Origin of the sequence: Streptomyces sp. NPDC012935 (genome assembly GCF_042900345.1) — a bacterium.
GTDB lineage: Bacteria > Actinomycetota > Actinomycetes > Streptomycetales > Streptomycetaceae > Streptomyces.
Window position 1 is genome coordinate 342975 of the sequence record NZ_JBIBBC010000008.1, and the last position, 14841, is coordinate 357815.

The following is a 14841-nucleotide window of genomic DNA, read 5'->3' on the forward strand; positions in this document are numbered from 1 at the left end:
TAGCTTGCGGCGCACATCCGCTTCCCAGGGGAGGGTGCATGGTTCGCAAGACCCTCAGATGGCTGCTGGCGCTCGCGCTGCTCACCGGCGCGCTCGGCACGGCCACGGCACGCGCGGCGACCGCCGTCGAGCCGGACATCGAGGAACGGCTGCTGTCCATACCGGGCATGAGCCTCATCGAGGAGAAGCCGTACCCCGGCTACCGCTTCTTCGTCCTCGCGTACACCCAGCCCGTCGACCACCGCGATCCGTCCGCGGGAACCTTCCAGCAGCGCCTGACCGTGCTGCACCGGGACGTCTCCCGCCCGACCGTCTTCTACACCAGCGGCTACGGGGTCTCCACGGCACCGAGCCGCCGGGAGCCGACGCGCATCGTCGACGGCAACCAGATCTCCATGGAGTACCGCTTCTTCACACCGTCCCGGCCCGAACCGGCCGACTGGACCAAGCTGGACATCCGGCAGGCGGCGGCCGACCAGCACCGCATCTTCACGGCGCTGAAGCCGGTCTACGACAAGAAGTGGCTCTCCACCGGCGTTTCGAAGGGCGGCATGACCGCCACGTACTACGAGCGCTTCCACCCCCGTGACATGGACGGCGTGGTCGCCTACGTGGCCCCCAACGACGTGGTGAACGCAGAGGACTCGGCCTACGACCGCCACTTCGCCCACGTCGGCACCAAGGCGTGCCGGGACCGGCTGAACGCGGTGCAGCGGGAGGCGCTGGTGCGCCGGGAGCCGCTGAAGGAACGGTACGCGGCCTACGCGGCCGAGCACGGCTACACCTTCGACACGCTCGGCAGCCTGGACAAGGCATACGAGGCGGTCGTCCTGGACTACGTCTGGGGCTTCTGGCAGTACAGCCTGCTCTCCGACTGCGACACGATCCCCGCGAACGCGGCCCACGCCACCGACGAGGCGATCTGGAACTCCATCGACCAGGTCGGGGGTTTCTCCTTCTACACGGACCAGGGCCTGGAGCCGTACACGCCGTACTACTACCAGGCGGCTACGCAGCTGGGCGCACCGGCGATCGGGTTCCCGCACATAGAGCGCAAGTTGATCCGCTACGGCTACCTCCCGCCACGCGAATTCGTCCCGCGTGAGATCCCGACGCGCTTCCAGCCAAGGGCCATGCGCGACGTGGACACCTGGGTCCGCCACAACGCCCGGCACATGATCTTCGTCTACGGCGAGAACGACCCCTGGGGCGCGGAACGCTTCCGCGTCGACAAGGGCGCGCGTGACGCCTACGTCCTCACGGCACCGGGAGCCAACCACGGGGCGCTCGTGGCAGGCCTCCTGCCCACCGAGCGCGAGCTGGCCACGGCCCGCATCCTCAAGTGGGCGGGCGTCGCGTCACCGACGGCCGAGCCGAGGCCGCTGGCGACGTACGACGCGAAACTCGACGCACCGGGCGTGGAACGGGAGTCCGCGCTGCGTCCGTGACGCCCGTCGGCGGGTAGGCCGTACGCCTCATACCGGCCGCGCGCAGCCCACCGGCTTGCCGCCGCCCAGCTGGACGTACAAGGCCGTCGACAGGGGGCACTTCGCCCGCTTGTCGACGGCCTTGGTCACCTTGTACTGCGGCTTGTGCCGACCCGTGCCGTCGCACGCCGTCTCGCGTACCTGTCCGTCGCCGGAGCTGTAGACGCAGTCGCCGACGATCGTGCGGGGGCCGCCTCCGCTGCCCGGGTCGCCGGGGTGGGGCGGGGCCAGGTTGCGCATGCAGGCGTAGCCCTGCGGGATCGCGCCGTCGCCGTCCTCGTCGGACGACCGGCTCTGCTCGCTGATGTGCAGGACGAAGTCCGTGGTCCCCGGGCACAGCGGCCCGTCGCCGGTCGTGCCGTCGTGCCGCGCCACGACCCGCGCCGCCGCCCGCTCACCCGTGCAGGACACCTCGGTGAAGCTCGTCGTCCCGAAGGAACTGCACTCGTCGACACCGAGGAACACCGCGCCGTAGCCGGCGGGCCGCGTCGGCGGTGTCACCAGCTGCTCGCCTGCGCCTGCGTCCTCGCTCCGGCTCGCGCTCTCGCTGCCGCTCTCACCGAGCCGCCCGTTCTGCTCCGCCGCCCCCGACGGACTCTGACACCCCGTCAACAACGCGGTGAGCAGCGCAAGCAACGCAAAGGCCACCCCTACAGCACTTCTCCCACGCATCGCACTCCCCCCGGTACCCCGACCAGCGTGACCCGCCGCGGCGGGCGCACGCCAGACGTGTGGGGTCCTTTGCGTCGGTTGGGGGTGAGTGCGCCCGTTGTGTGGCGTACGGGCGCTACGTCCAAAGTGCTACATGGTGCTAACCCCGCCCGTACGACAGCCCGTGGCCGATCGGATACAGCACCCGCGTCGCATCGTCCGCCCGCTGCACCGGCACCGGCAGCTTCCCGCGCGGTGCCACCCGCCCGGCGATCACTCGCGCGGCGGCCCGCAGTTCGACGTCGGTCCAGGAGTAGGACGCCAAGTACGCCCGTACGGCGGGCAGATGGGCCACGTCGTACGGGTTGCGGACCGCGACCGCCACCACCGGCCTCCCCGTCGCGAGAAGCTGCTCGACCAGCGCCTTCTGCGTACTGCTCGCCGTGACGTTGTACGTCCCGACCACCACCGCGTCCGCCGCCCGAGCCGCCTCGACGGCCTTGGCGATGGCGGTGGAGGAGGGTGCCGTACCCGTCGACAGAGCGGTGGCCGTGAAGCCCAGCTCGGTCAGCGCGGCGGCGAGCACGCCGGTCGGCGGTCCCGTCGTGCCGGACGGGGAGGCGGGGTCGGCGCCGACGACGAGGATCTTGGGATGGGAGCGCCGGGACAGCGGAAGGAGCGAGCCCTCGTTGACGAGCAGGGTCGTGGTCCGCTCGGCGATACGGTCGGCGGTCCTGAGGTGGGACGCGGTGCCGACGTTGCGGTCGACCCCGCCCTGGCTGACGTACGGGGCGTCGAACAGCCGCAGCTTCGCCTTCAGCCGCAGGATCCGCAGGATCGATTCGTCGAGCCGCGCCTCGGTCAGCTCGCCGTCCTGGACGGCCTTCAGGACCGCGTTCCAGGCGATGTCGAGGGAGGGCGGGTTGAGGAGCTGGTCCACGCCCGCCTTGAGCGCGAGGACGGGGACGCGGTCGTCGCCGTACTTCGTGCGTACGCCCTCCATGCCGAGCGAGTCGGTCACCACCAGCCCGTCGTAGCCGAGCTCCTCGCGCAGGATGCCGGTGAGGATCGGGCGCGAGAGGGTGGCCGGGTCGCCGGAGTCGTCGAGGGCCGGGACCATGATGTGCGCGGTCATGATCGAGTCGATGCCGGCCCGGATGGCGGCCTGGAACGGCGGCGCGTCGAGCTGGTTCCACTGCTCGCGGGTGTGGGTGATGACCGGGAAGCCGTAGTGGCTGTCGACGGCGGTGTCGCCGTGGCCGGGGAAGTGCTTGGCGGTGGCCGCGAGTTGCCGGGAGTGCTGGTATCCGGCCACCTCGGCGGCGACCATGCCGGCCACCGCGGCCGGTTCGGCGCCGAAGGAGCGGACGCCGATGACCGGGTTGGCCGGGTTGACGTTCACGTCGGCCACGGGGGAGTAGTTCTGCCGGATGCCGAGCGCCCGCAGTTCCTGTCCGGCGACACGGCCGAGGGTGCGGGCGTCGGCGCGGGAGCCGCCGGCTCCGACGGCCATGGCGCCCGGGAAGAGGGTGGCGGGCTCGCCGACGCGGCAGACGATGCCGTGCTCCTGATCGGTGGAGACGAGGACGGGCAGGCCGCGGGGCTGGGTGAGGGACGCCCGCTGGATGCCGTTGGACAGGTCGGCGATCTGGTGCGGGGCGCGGGTGTTGTGCGCCCAGGTGAAGTAGATGATGCCGCCCACCCGGTACTTGGCGATCAGCTCGGCCGCCGTACGGACGCCGATCTCCTTGAGGTTGGCATCGATGTCGGCCTGGTCGGGGGCGGTGGCGGAGTGGCCGTAGACCCGCATGACGAAGAGCTGGCCGACCTTCTCCGGCAGGGTCATCCGGGCGATGAGGGCCCGCAGTTTCCTGTCGTCGTGCTTGCCGTCGGGGCCGGCGTGCGCGGTGCCGCCGAGGGCGAGGGCGCTGGTCATGCCGGCGGTGGCGGCGAGGACGGTACGTCTGGAGGGGACCGAGGCGTTTCCCATGCTTCCCGTGCTGGTGTCGGGCACGTGCGCTCCTTCCGGAGGTGGTGCGCTGAAGGAAACTTCCGAGAAGTCACCAATAACCGGGAAGTTTCTGCCAGTCAAGGGAGTGCACGGTAACCGGTCGCCAAGGAGGGGCCGCCATCGGCGCAGTTGGAGGGGGGCGCGCCGATGACGGCGTGCTGCCGGCCGCGGCACGGCGGAGAGGGTTGGTCAGCGATCGCAGCCAGCAGCGAGGGCCGACACCGCACCACGGTGACTCTCCGGCAGCTTGCGTGTTGGACGAGCGGGGGTGGGGCTGGGTTCCCGGGATGACCGGAAATCGGGAAGTTGGTGAGGTGGGGGGTGGTGGGGCGGGTGGGGGACGGGGAGGGGCTGTCCGGGTGAGGGTTCGTGCGGGCAGGCAGGTCCACCCCATGGACGCTCCAATGTCGAAGCCGCCGGTCGGGCGATCATGTGGGCATGCCCGTAGTCGACGTCCCCGGTTCCAAGTCCGTCACCGCCCGCGCCCTCTTCCTCGCGGCCGCCGCCGACGGTGTCACCACCCTCGTACGCCCGCTCCGTTCGGACGACACGGAGGGCTTCGCCGAGGGGCTGGCGCGGCTCGGCTACCGGGTCGGACGGACTCCGGACACCTGGCAGGTCGACGGCCGGCCGCAGGGCCCCGCGGTCACCGAGGGGGACGTCCACTGCCGGGACGGCGCCACCACGGCCCGCTTCCTGCCGACGCTCGCCGCCACCGGCACCGGCACGTACCGCTTCGACGCCTCGCCCCAGATGCGCCGCAGGCCCCTGCTGCCGTTGACCCGTGCCCTGCGTGACCTGGGCGTGGACCTGCGGCACGAGGACAGGGAGGGCCACCACCCGCTGACCGTGACGGCGGCCGGCGTCGAGGGCGGGGAGGTGACGCTGGACGCGGGCCAGTCCTCGCAGTACCTGACCGCGCTGCTGCTGCTCGGGCCACTGACCCGCAAGGGCCTGCGCATCACGGTCACCGACCTGGTCTCGGTGCCGTACGTCGAGATCACGATCGCGATGATGCGGGCCTTCGGGGTGCAGGTGGGCCGGGAGGACAACGCCTTCGTGGTCCCGCCCGGCGGCTACCGCGCCACGACGTACGCGGTGGAGCCGGACGCCTCGACCGCGAGCTACTTCTTCGCGGCGGCGGCCGTCACAGGCGGCGAGGTGACGGTTCCGGGCCTGGGCAGGGGTGCGCTCCAGGGCGACCTGGGCTTCGTCGACGTACTGCGGCGGATGGGCGCGCAGGTGGAGGTGGGCGCGCGGTCGACGACGGTCCGCGGGAGCGGCGAACTGCGGGGCGTCACCGTCAACATGCGGGACATCTCCGACACCATGCCGACCCTCGCGGCCATCGCCCCGTTCGCCTCCGGCCCGGTGCGGATCGAGGACGTGGCGAACACCCGGGTGAAGGAGTGCGACCGGCTGGAGGCCTGCGCGCAGAACCTGCGGCGGCTGGGGGCGCAGGTGACGACGGGCCCCGACTGGATCGAGATCCGGCCCGGCGCCGCCGCCTCGGATCTCACGGGGACCGAGATCAAGTCGTACGGCGACCACCGCATCGTGATGTCCTTCGCGGTGACCGGGCTTCGGGTGCCGGGTATCTCGTTCGACGACCCCGCATGCGTACGGAAGACTTTCCCGGGTTTCCACGAGGAGTTCGGGGCGTTGAGCGCGAGGCTGTGACGGGGGTCGCCGGGTGGGTTTCAAGCTGGGCGCCGGGGGAGGAGGGGCGGTTGCGGGACTCCGCGATCTTCTCCGTCACGGCGGGGGAGTGGCCGGAGTGCCGGGGGCGGTTGGCTAGGAGAGTCGCCGGATTCCTGCCGTAGGGCCGGCGTCCCTCCCGTCGTAGGGCCGGCGTCCTCGTCCTCCTGTCGGGCGCCGGCACTGGACCGTCACGGCGGTGATCGGAAACCATCGGCCTCATGACCGCCTATCTCATCCTTCACGGCTGGCAGAACCACCGCCCCAAGGACCACTGGCAGCACTGGCTCGCCGACCGGCTCGGTGAGTTCGGGCACCAGGTCGTCTATCCGCAGCTGCCCGAGCCGGACGACCCCGACCTGGAGGTCTGGCTGGGGGAGCTGGGGCGGCATCTCGGCGGGCTCGACGGCGGGGCGCAGCGGGTCGTGGTCGCGCACAGTCTGTCCGCGGTGCTGTGGCTGCACGCTGCCGCGCGCGGGATGCCGGGGCTCGACGTGGACCGGGTGCTGCTCGTCGCCCCGCCGTCCGGCGCCGTGCTCGCACAGCACCCGGAGGTCGCCCGATTCGCCCTGCCGTCCCTGGAGTTCACCCTCCCCGGCCCGACCCGCCTGGTCGCCGGCGACGACGACCCGTACTGCGAGGAAGGCGCCGACACCCTCTACGGCGCCCCCCTCGCCCTCCCGACCGACATCCTCCCGGGCGCCGCCCACCTCGACCTGGATGCCGGGTACGGGCCGTGGCCCGCCGTGCTGGGCTGGTGCCTCGACCCGACGGCGCCGATCACGGCCCGTCCCGAGTAGCGCCGGCGTCGGCCGCTACGCCGACTCGTTGAGCAGCCGCGCCAGATGGTCCCGGCCCGCGCCGAGCAGTTCGGGAAGGGGCGCGGCCTCCTCGTACCACCGCTTCTCGTACTCCCAGCACAGCCAGCCGTCCCAGCCGTGCCGGGAGAGGACCTCGACGCACTCGGCGAGCGGCAGCACCCCGGTGCCCAGCGGCAGCGGGGTGGTGTCGTCGGCGGAGGCGATGTCCTTGACCTGGACGTAGCCGAGGTAGGGGGAGAGGGCGGCGTAGCTCTCCGAGGGCTGCTCGCCGCCCAGCCAGGTGTGCATGACGTCCCACAGCGAGCCGACGTGGCGGTGGCCGACCAGTCCGAGGACGCGGATCGCGTCGGCCGCGGTGCGGTGCGAGTCGTGGGTCTCCAGCAGGATCCGTACGCCCATGTCGGCGGCGTACTGCGCGGCCGTACCCAGCCGTCGTGCGGCGATCGCGTCCGCCGACTGCGGGCTCTGCTCGGGGTCGGCGCCGGGGAAGACGCGGACGTAGGGAGCGCCGAGGTCGTGGGCGAGGTCGACGAGGGTGCGGATCTCCTCGATCACGGGCCCGTCGTCACCGGGCGCGGCGACCCGGGCGTACCCGGCCAGGCCCAGGAGCTCGATGCCGGCGGCCTTGAACTCGGCCGCCACGTCGGCCCGTTCGGCGGGGCCGAGTCCCGTGTGCACCGGCTCCTCGGCGTGGGTGCGCAACTCGACGCCGTGATAGCCGTGCGCGGCCGCGAGTCGCAGCACGTCGGGGACGGGGAGACCGGGGACGCCGAGGGTGGAGAACGCCAGTTTCATGCATCCCACCTTGCCAGGGAAAAGGGGGTGCGCCCATCCGGCAGGCGGGCCGGGGGACGCTCCGGATCTGTCACCTCCTGCCCGCGGTACGTGACCTCACTCCTGCGTGCCGTGGAGATCCAGTCGCCAGTCCTGCCCGGTCAGGTCCTTGCCGAAGGAGCGGTGGGGTTTCTCGCCGGACAGGACGAAGCCGTGGCGCTGGTAGAGGCGGCGCGCGGCGGCCAGCACGTCGTTGGTCCACAGGACGAGGTCGCGATAGCCGACACCGCGCGCGAAGTCGACTACGGCCGACACGAGCCGGTCGCCGATGCCGAGGCCGCGCGCGTCGGGCTCGACCAGCAGCAGACGGAGCCGGGCGGTGGCAGGGGCCTCGTCCCGGACGCACATCACGCAGCCCACCGGGCGGCCGTCCAGCTCGGCGATCCACACCCGCTCCAGGTGCGGGTCGTGATCCTCGGCGAAGTCGGCGACGATCCTCGCCACCAGCCCCTCGTAGTCGGCGTTCCAGCCGTACTCGGCGGCATACAGCGCGGCGTTGCGCTGCACGATCCAGCCGAGGTCGCCGGGGCCGGGCTCGCGCAGCAGGACGTCCTCGCGGCGGGGAGGGCGGCCGTCGGACAGGATCGTACGGACGGTCGTCATCGCCTCGGCGAGGCGCGGCCGTTCGGATTCCGGCACGGTCGCCAGCAGTGAGCCGACCGATTCGGTCGCCCGTTCCTCCAGCAGCTTGCCGGTCTCCCGGCCGCGCGCGGTGAGCGTGACGCGCCGGCGCCGCGGGTCCTCCCGGGAAGGGGTGCGCTCGATGAGCCCGTCCTGCTCGAACTTGTTCAGGATCCGGCTCAGATACCCCGCGTCCAGGGAGAGTTCGGCCCGTAGGTCGGCCGCGTCCGTACGCGGGGAGTGCGCGAGCTCGTACAGGACGCGGGACTCGGTGAGGGTGTACGGGGCGTACAGGTGGCGGCTGTAGTCGAGGGCACCGATGACGTTGGTGTAGAAGCGGTTGAAGGCGCGGATGTCATGCACGGTCATGGTCGATCCCGAAGGCTCCCGCCGGGGCCGCTGAGCCCCTGGTTCGGATATTTGACTCAGTCAGAGGTTCCGTTGAGTCGAGCCTAGGACGTCCGCGCCTTCGTCGCTAGCCCTCGGTGGCGGGCCGGAAGACGCAGACCTGCGCGCCGGTCTTGGCGGCGGTGGTGGAGACGAGTTCCAGCGGCCGCTTCCCCCCGTCCTGCGGGAAGATCGACTTCCCGCCGCCGAGCAGCACCGGCATCACGATGAGCTGCAGCTCGTCGACCAGCCCCTCCTGGATGAGGGTCCGTACGAGGGTGGGGCTGCCCATCATCGCCAGGTCGCCGCCCTCCGCCTCGCGCAGCTCCCGCACCCGGGCGACGGCGTCGGCACCGGGGATGAGAGTGGTGTTGTTCCAGGTCAGGTCGGCATCGGTGAGGGTGCCGGAGACGACGTACTTCTTGATCGAGTTCATCCGGTCGGCGAAGGGGTCCCCGGCGCGCTCCGGCCACGCCGCAGCCATGGTCTGCCAGGTACGGCGCCCGAAGAGGAGTGCCTCGGCGTTCTGCATCCCCGCGTCGAAGGCCCCGCCGAGGACCTCGGCGTCGAAGTAGGGATGCGACCAGCCACCGTGCGCGAACCCGCCGTCGGTGTCCTCCTGGGGGCCGCCGGGGGCCTGGACGACGCCGTCGAGGCTGATGAACTCGGTGATCGCGATGCGCATGGGATTCGCTCCTGTTGTTGGCTCGGGCTCGGGCGAGCCGGTCTTCACGGCATGGAAGACCGGGGTGGAGCCCGGAAATCATCGGTGGGTCGAGTCAAGACGCGGAACCGAGCATTCGGCAGGGGTGTGGGCGCCCTACCTCCTTCGGGCCCGTGCAGGGCGCGCGGGCCTACCTCCTTTGGGCCCGTGCAGGGCGCGCGGGCCGTGGCGTCGCCGCAGCATGGTCGTGTCAGGCGGCATCATCGGCACGACAGGGAGTCCTCATGGCGACGGGCTGGGATCCGGGGGCCGCTCGGGGTGCCGAGGTCGGTGAGTGGCTGCCCGTCCTCGACATCCCCGCCGCCGCACGGCAGCGGCGCTGGACCGTCCTGCTGCGCTGGCTGCTGCTCCTGCCGCAGTTCGTGGTGGTCTGCCTGCTCTCCATCGCGGCGTTCTTCGTGACCATCGCCGGATGGTTCGCCGCCCTGTTCACAGGACGGCTGCCGGCGCCGATCTTCTCCTTCCTCGGCTCCGTCCTCGCCTACCGGACGCGGGTCGGCGCGAGCTCGATGCTGCTGGTCGACCGCTATCCGCCGTTCTCGTTCTCGGCCCCCGACCACCCCGTGCAGATCGAACTGCGCGCCACGCCGCTGAATCGGCTCGCGGTGTTCTTCCGCCTGATCCTGATGATCCCGGCAGCGATCATCAACAACCTCGTGCAGGCGGGCTGGTTCGCGGTGAGTTGGGTGTTCTGGCTCATCGCCCTCGTGCTGGGACGGCTGCCCGCGCCGGTCTTCGCCGCCACGGCCGCCGTCGCCCGCTATCAGATGCGTTTCACCGCGTACGTCACGATGCTGACCCCCGCCTATCCGAAGCGGTTGTTCGGCGACGAGCGGACCCCGCAGGACGCGGTCCGCTCCGGCACGCGGCCGCTGCTCCTGGACACCACGGCCACGGTCCTCGTCGTGCTCTTCCTGCTGCTCGGCCTGGCCGGCCATGTCGTCAGCAGCACCGTGGACTACGACGACCACGACCAGGAGACCGACGACGTCACGGCCCCGGCGTCGGTGCCCGCCCGCTGAGCAGTTCCCCGGCCCCCGGGTGCCCGACGCTGCGCAGGCTCTCGCGCGGGCGCCTCATGCCTCCCGAGGCCCCCCGGAAGACCCCCGCACCATCAACTCCCCCCGAATCGTAGCGATCTCCCCGAGCGGCGGCTCCTCCCGCCCCATCGCGATCCGCCCGGCCCGCGCCCCCGCCTCCGACAGCGGCAGCCGCACGGTCGTGAGAGAAGGCACCGTGTCGAGGCTGAACGGCAGGTCGTCGAACCCGGCCACCGAGACGTCCTCCGGAATCCGCAGCCCGGAGTCACGCAGCGCCGCGCACGCGCCCAGGGCGACGGAGTCGTTCGCCGCCACCACGGCGGTCAGTGAGGGGTCCCGGCGCAGCAGTTCCAGCGTCGCCTCGTATCCCGACTGCCGGTCATAGCGGCCGTGCACCGTCCACCGGGGGTCCTCCCGTATGCCGTGCGCCTCCAGTGCCGCCCGGTGCCCCTCCAGCCGGTGCCGGGTCGTCGTGCGTTCCTCCGGCCCCGCGATGTAGCCGAGCCGCCGGTGCCCGAGCCCGATCAGGTGCTCGGTCAGTTCCCGCCCGCCACCGCGGTTGTCGAAGGTCAGCGCGATCGCGCCGGTGTCCGGCGCCGGCGGCCGGCCGCAGAGCACGACCCGCGTCCCGGCGTCCGTCAGCTTCCGCAGCTTGGCGGCGACCGCGGCCGCGTGCGGGGCGTCCTCGACGGCGCCGCCGGTCAGCACGACCGCTGCCGCCCGCTGCCGCTGCAGCAGTGTCAGGTACGTCAGTTCGCGCTCCGGCGAACCCCCCGTGTTGCAGACGACCGCCAGCCGCTCCCCGCCGGCCCGGCCGCCCGGACCGCCGATCTCGGACTGGATCGCGCTCGCCATGATCCCGAAGAAGGGGTCGGCGATGTCGTTGACCAGGATGCCGACCAGGTCGGAGGTGGCGGCGGCCAGCGCGCTCGCGGGACCGTTCAGCACGTAGTCCAGCTCGTCCACCGCCCGCAGCACCCGTTCCCGGGTGGACGCGGCCACGGGGTAGTTGCCGTTCAGTACGCGCGACACCGTCGCGGGGGAGACCTGGGCGCGGGCCGCCACGTCCGCCAGGGTCACCGTCATCTCGTCGTCCTCCGGTCGCGCATCTCGTCGTCCCACCTCGTACGTGCTCACAGACAGGCCTGCCTCCTCGTAGACAGGCCATCGGCGGTCACGGTTCCGTGTATGTCGAGCAGACCTTACGGCCAGAGACCCCCGTTGTTCGTCCCCTCGAACAACTCAGGCTGGTCACGGTCTTGTCCGGACCGCTGCTCAGAGGCTAGCTTCTAACCATGTAGAAAGCGCTTGCTGTGACGCTCACCAGTGCAAGACAGGGCGTACGCGGCGCAGACCCCGCGTACGAAGGGAACGACGTGACACGCAAGACGGTGCGTATCGCCATGAACGGTGTGACAGGGCGCATGGGCTACCGCCAGCACCTGGTCCGCTCCATCCTGGCCATCCGTGAGCAGGGCGGGCTCGACCTCGGCGACGGCACCGTGCTGTGGCCGGAGCCGGTCCTGGTCGGCCGCCGCGAGTACGCCCTGAAGGCGCTCGCCGAGCAGCACGGCCTGGACGCGGAGAATGTCTCGACGGACGTGGACGCGGTGCTCGCCGACCCGGCCGTCGAGATCTACTTCGACGCCCAGGTCACCTCGGCCCGTGAGGAGGCGATCAGGAAGGCGATCGCCGCCGGCAAGCACATCTACACCGAGAAGCCGACCGCCACCGGCCTGGAGGGCGCCCTGGAGCTGGCCCGTCTCGCGAGCGAGGCCGGCATCAAGCACGGCGTCGTCCAGGACAAGCTCTTCCTTCCGGGCCTGCTGAAGCTCAAGCGCCTCATCGACGGGGGCTTCTTCGGGCGGATCCTCTCCGTCCGCGGCGAGTTCGGCTACTGGGTCTTCGAGGGTGACTGGCAGGCCGCGCAGCGCCCGTCCTGGAACTACCGCGCGCAGGACGGCGGCGGCATCGTCGTCGACATGTTCCCGCACTGGGAGTACGTGCTGCACGAGCTCTTCGGGCGCGTGAAGTCCGTGCAGGCCATCGCCACCACCCACATCCCGCAGCGCTGGGACGAGAACGACAAGCCCTACGACGCCACGGCCGACGACGCCGCCTACGGCATCTTCGAGCTCGACGGCGGCGCCATCGCCCAGATCAACTCCTCCTGGGCGGTGCGCGTCAACCGCGACGAGCTGGTCGAGTTCCAGGTCGACGGCACGGAGGGCTCCGCGGTCGCGGGCCTGCGCAACTGCCGCGTCCAGCACCGCTCCCTCACCCCCAAGCCGGTCTGGAACCCGGACATCCCGGCGACCTACTCCTTCCGCGACCAGTGGCAGGAGGTCCCGGACAACACCGAGTTCGACAACGGCTTCAAGGCCCAGTGGGAGCTGTTCCTCAGGCACGTCTACGCCGACGCCCCCTACCACTGGGACCTGCTCGCCGGCGCCCGCGGCGTGCAGCTCGCCGAGCTGGGCCTGAAGTCCTCGGCAGAGGGCCGCCGTATCGACGTACCGGAGATCCAGCCGTGACGATCCGACTGCCCGACTCCAAGGGCGGGTCGAGGGCGTACGAGCCCCGCCCGGAACCCCTGGTGGTGACCCCAGGCGCCCCCTTCACCTCCCGTACGGTCTTCTCCGCTGCGCACGTCGTCGCGGACCCGTACGCCGACGTGTCGCCCGACTCGCCCGCCGCCGTCGACTGGGACGCCACCCTCGCCTTCCGCCGCCACCTGTGGTCGCACGGGCTCGGTGTCGCCGAGGCCATGGACACCGCTCAGCGCGGGATGGGCCTGGACTGGGCGGGCGCGGCCGAGCTGATCCGCCGGTCGGCCGCGGAGGCACGTGCGGTGGGCGGCCGTATCGCCTGCGGTGTGGGCACCGACCAGATCGCCGCGGGGACTCTCGACGAGGTCCGGGCGGCCTATGAGGAGCAGCTCGCGGTCGTGGAGGAGTCGGGCGCGCAGGCGATCCTGATGGCCTCGCGTGCGCTGGCCGCCGCGGCGAAGGGCCCCGAGGACTATCTGGAGGTCTACGGCCGGCTGCTGCGGCAGTGCGCCGAGCCGGTGATCCTGCACTGGCTGGGCCCGATGTTCGACCCGGCTCTGGAGGGCTACTGGGGTTCGTCCGACCTCGACGAGGCCACCGACACCTTCCTGGAGGTGATCGCGGCCCACCCCGACAAGGTCGACGGCATCAAGGTCTCCCTGCTGGACGCCCAGCGCGAGATCGACCTGCGCCGCCGCCTCCCGCAGGGCGTCCGCTGCTACACCGGGGACGACTTCAACTACCCCGAGCTGATCGCGGGCGACGGGCAGGGCTTCAGCCACGCCCTGCTCGGCATCTTCGACCCGCTGGGACCGCTGGCGGCCCAGGCGGTCCGGGTCCTCGACACGGGCGATGCCGAGGGCTTCCGCCAACTCCTCGACCCCACGGTCGAGTTGTCCCGGCACCTCTTCCAGGCACCCACCCGTTTCTACAAGACGGGTGTGGTCTTCCTCGCCTGGCTGGCCGGCCACCAGTCCCACTTCACCATGGTCGGCGGGCTCCAGTCGGCCCGCTCCCTGCCGCACTTCGCCCGCGCCTACGAACTCGCCGACGGACTGGGCCTGTTCCCCGACCCGAAGCTCGCGGAGGAACGGATGAAGAACCTGCTGTCCCTGTACGGGGTGAACCAGTGACAGACCTCGCGCGTTTCTCCATCAACCAGATGACGGTCAAGCAGCTGTCGATGCCGGAACTGGTCGACGCCTGCCGCGAGTTGGGCGTCGCGGGCGTCGGCCTGTGGCGGGAACCGGTCCAGGCGTACGGCCTGGAGGCGACGGCCAAGCTGGTCAGGGACGCCGGCCTGACCGTCACCACCCTGTGCCGGGGCGGCTTCCTCACGGCGTTGGACCCGGCGGAGCGGGCGGCGGCCCTGGAGGACAACCGCCGCGCGGTCGACGAGGCGGCGACGCTGGGCACCGACGTACTGGTCCTGGTGTCCGGCGGCCTGCCCGCCGGCTCCAAGGACCTGCACGGCGCCCGGGAACGGATCGCGGACGCGCTGGCGGTGCTCGGCCCCTACGCCGAGGACCACGGCGTGAAGCTGGCGATCGAGCCGCTGCACCCGATGTACGCCGCGGACCGCTGCGTCGTCTCGACCCTGACCCAGGCCCTGGACCTCGCGGAACGCTTCCCGGCCCACCAGGTCGGTGTCACGGTCGACACGTACCACGTCTGGTGGGACGACAACGCGCCCGCACAGATCGCCCGGGCGGGTGCGGGCGGCCGTATCCACACCTTCCAACTCGCCGACTGGATCACCCCGTTGCCCGAGGGTGTCCTCAATGGCCGGGGGCAGATCGGCGACGGTTCGATCGACATGCGGGAGTGGAAGGGGTACGTCGAGGCGGCCGGGTACACCGGCGCCATCGAGGTGGAGTTGTTCAACGACGCACTGTGGGCGCGGGACGGCCGCGAGGTGCTGGCCGAGACGGCGGCGCGGTTCGTGGAATACGTGGGGTAGCGCAGACGGGGTTCGACGGGGCGCCGACGGCTTTCGGGCCGTCGGCGTTCCGTAGGTC

The 14841-nt window shown here is 71.5% G+C and carries 13 protein-coding genes and 1 pseudogene; 8 read left to right on the forward strand and 6 right to left on the reverse strand.

The features are described from left to right. The first annotated feature begins 38 nt into the window (after positions 1 to 38). On the forward strand, positions 39 to 1448 hold the full coding sequence (locus ACFY5C_RS21895) for an aminopeptidase (protein ID WP_389446581.1): 1410 nt from the start codon (positions 39 to 41) through the stop codon (positions 1446 to 1448). 27 nt (positions 1449 to 1475) lie between these two features. On the opposite strand, the gene ACFY5C_RS21900 is transcribed toward ACFY5C_RS21895, so the two are convergent. Next, positions 1476 to 2159: a hypothetical protein gene (locus ACFY5C_RS21900; protein WP_389446583.1), complete on the reverse strand. Its 684-nt coding sequence runs from the start codon at positions 2157 to 2159 to the stop codon at positions 1476 to 1478. Positions 2160 to 2298: 139 nt separating this feature from the next. Further along, positions 2299 to 4152 (reverse strand): glycoside hydrolase family 3 protein, encoded by a 1854-nt coding sequence (locus tag ACFY5C_RS21905; protein ID WP_389446585.1) that lies wholly within the window; start codon positions 4150 to 4152, stop codon positions 2299 to 2301. 435 nt (positions 4153 to 4587) lie between these two features. On the opposite strand from ACFY5C_RS21905, the gene aroA reads away from it, so the two are divergent. The 3 genes and pseudogenes from aroA to ACFY5C_RS21920 all read left to right on the forward strand — a co-directional run bounded on the left by aroA (position 4588) and on the right by ACFY5C_RS21920 (position 6647). Further along, positions 4588 to 5829, forward strand: coding sequence for a 3-phosphoshikimate 1-carboxyvinyltransferase (gene aroA, locus ACFY5C_RS21910; RefSeq protein WP_389446587.1), 1242 nt, complete (start codon positions 4588 to 4590; stop codon positions 5827 to 5829). 14 nt (positions 5830 to 5843) lie between these two features. Further along, positions 5844 to 5972: pseudogene (locus ACFY5C_RS21915) on the forward strand (N-acetyltransferase); the annotation flags it as partial. 96 nt (positions 5973 to 6068) lie between these two features. Next, positions 6069 to 6647 carry an RBBP9/YdeN family alpha/beta hydrolase gene (locus tag ACFY5C_RS21920; protein WP_389446589.1) on the forward strand — a complete coding sequence of 193 codons (579 nt, stop codon included), beginning with the start codon at positions 6069 to 6071 and terminating at the stop codon, positions 6645 to 6647. Positions 6648 to 6662: 15 nt separating this feature from the next. On the opposite strand, the gene ACFY5C_RS21925 is transcribed toward ACFY5C_RS21920, so the two are convergent. The 3 genes from ACFY5C_RS21925 to ACFY5C_RS21935 form a co-directional block, all read right to left on the reverse strand. Beyond that, complete coding sequence (locus ACFY5C_RS21925; protein ID WP_389446591.1) at positions 6663 to 7463, reverse strand: sugar phosphate isomerase/epimerase family protein; 801 nt, start codon at positions 7461 to 7463, stop codon at positions 6663 to 6665. Positions 7464 to 7559: 96 nt separating this feature from the next. Beyond that, on the reverse strand, positions 7560 to 8492 hold the full coding sequence (locus tag ACFY5C_RS21930; protein ID WP_389446593.1) for a GNAT family N-acetyltransferase: 933 nt from the start codon (positions 8490 to 8492) through the stop codon (positions 7560 to 7562). A 106-nt stretch (positions 8493 to 8598) separates the two neighbouring features. Next, positions 8599 to 9195, reverse strand: coding sequence for a dihydrofolate reductase family protein (locus ACFY5C_RS21935; RefSeq protein WP_389446595.1), 597 nt, complete (start codon positions 9193 to 9195; stop codon positions 8599 to 8601). 263 nt (positions 9196 to 9458) lie between these two features. Between ACFY5C_RS21935 and ACFY5C_RS21940 the strand changes: the two genes are divergently transcribed. Then, positions 9459 to 10256, forward strand: a complete 798-nt coding sequence (locus ACFY5C_RS21940) for a DUF4389 domain-containing protein (protein WP_389446597.1) — start codon at positions 9459 to 9461, stop codon at positions 10254 to 10256. A gap of 54 nt (positions 10257 to 10310) precedes the next feature. Here the strand turns inward: ACFY5C_RS21940 and ACFY5C_RS21945 are convergent, their stop codons facing one another. Further along, the gene (locus ACFY5C_RS21945; RefSeq protein WP_389446700.1) at positions 10311 to 11360 is read right to left on the reverse strand and encodes a LacI family DNA-binding transcriptional regulator; all 1050 of its coding nucleotides are present in this window, start codon (positions 11358 to 11360) and stop codon (positions 10311 to 10313) included. Between the two features lie 290 nt (positions 11361 to 11650). Here ACFY5C_RS21945 and ACFY5C_RS21950 point away from each other — a divergent pair, with 290 nt between their 5' ends. Genes ACFY5C_RS21950 through ACFY5C_RS21960 form a run of 3 tightly spaced genes read left to right on the forward strand, consistent with a single transcriptional unit; the run spans position 11651 to position 14783 of the window. Next, the gene (locus tag ACFY5C_RS21950; protein ID WP_389446599.1) at positions 11651 to 12808 is read left to right on the forward strand and encodes a Gfo/Idh/MocA family protein; all 1158 of its coding nucleotides are present in this window, start codon (positions 11651 to 11653) and stop codon (positions 12806 to 12808) included. Then, entirely contained in the window at positions 12805 to 13956 is a 1152-nt protein-coding gene (locus tag ACFY5C_RS21955) for a dihydrodipicolinate synthase family protein (protein WP_389446601.1), read from the forward strand. Before ACFY5C_RS21950 ends, ACFY5C_RS21955 begins: the two co-directional genes overlap by 4 nt. Further along, a complete protein-coding gene (locus ACFY5C_RS21960) occupies positions 13953 to 14783 on the forward strand; it encodes a sugar phosphate isomerase/epimerase family protein (protein WP_389446603.1) in 831 nt (276 codons plus the stop codon). The genes ACFY5C_RS21955 and ACFY5C_RS21960 overlap by 4 nt, the downstream gene beginning before the upstream one ends. Positions 14784 to 14841: the final 58 nt, after the last annotated feature.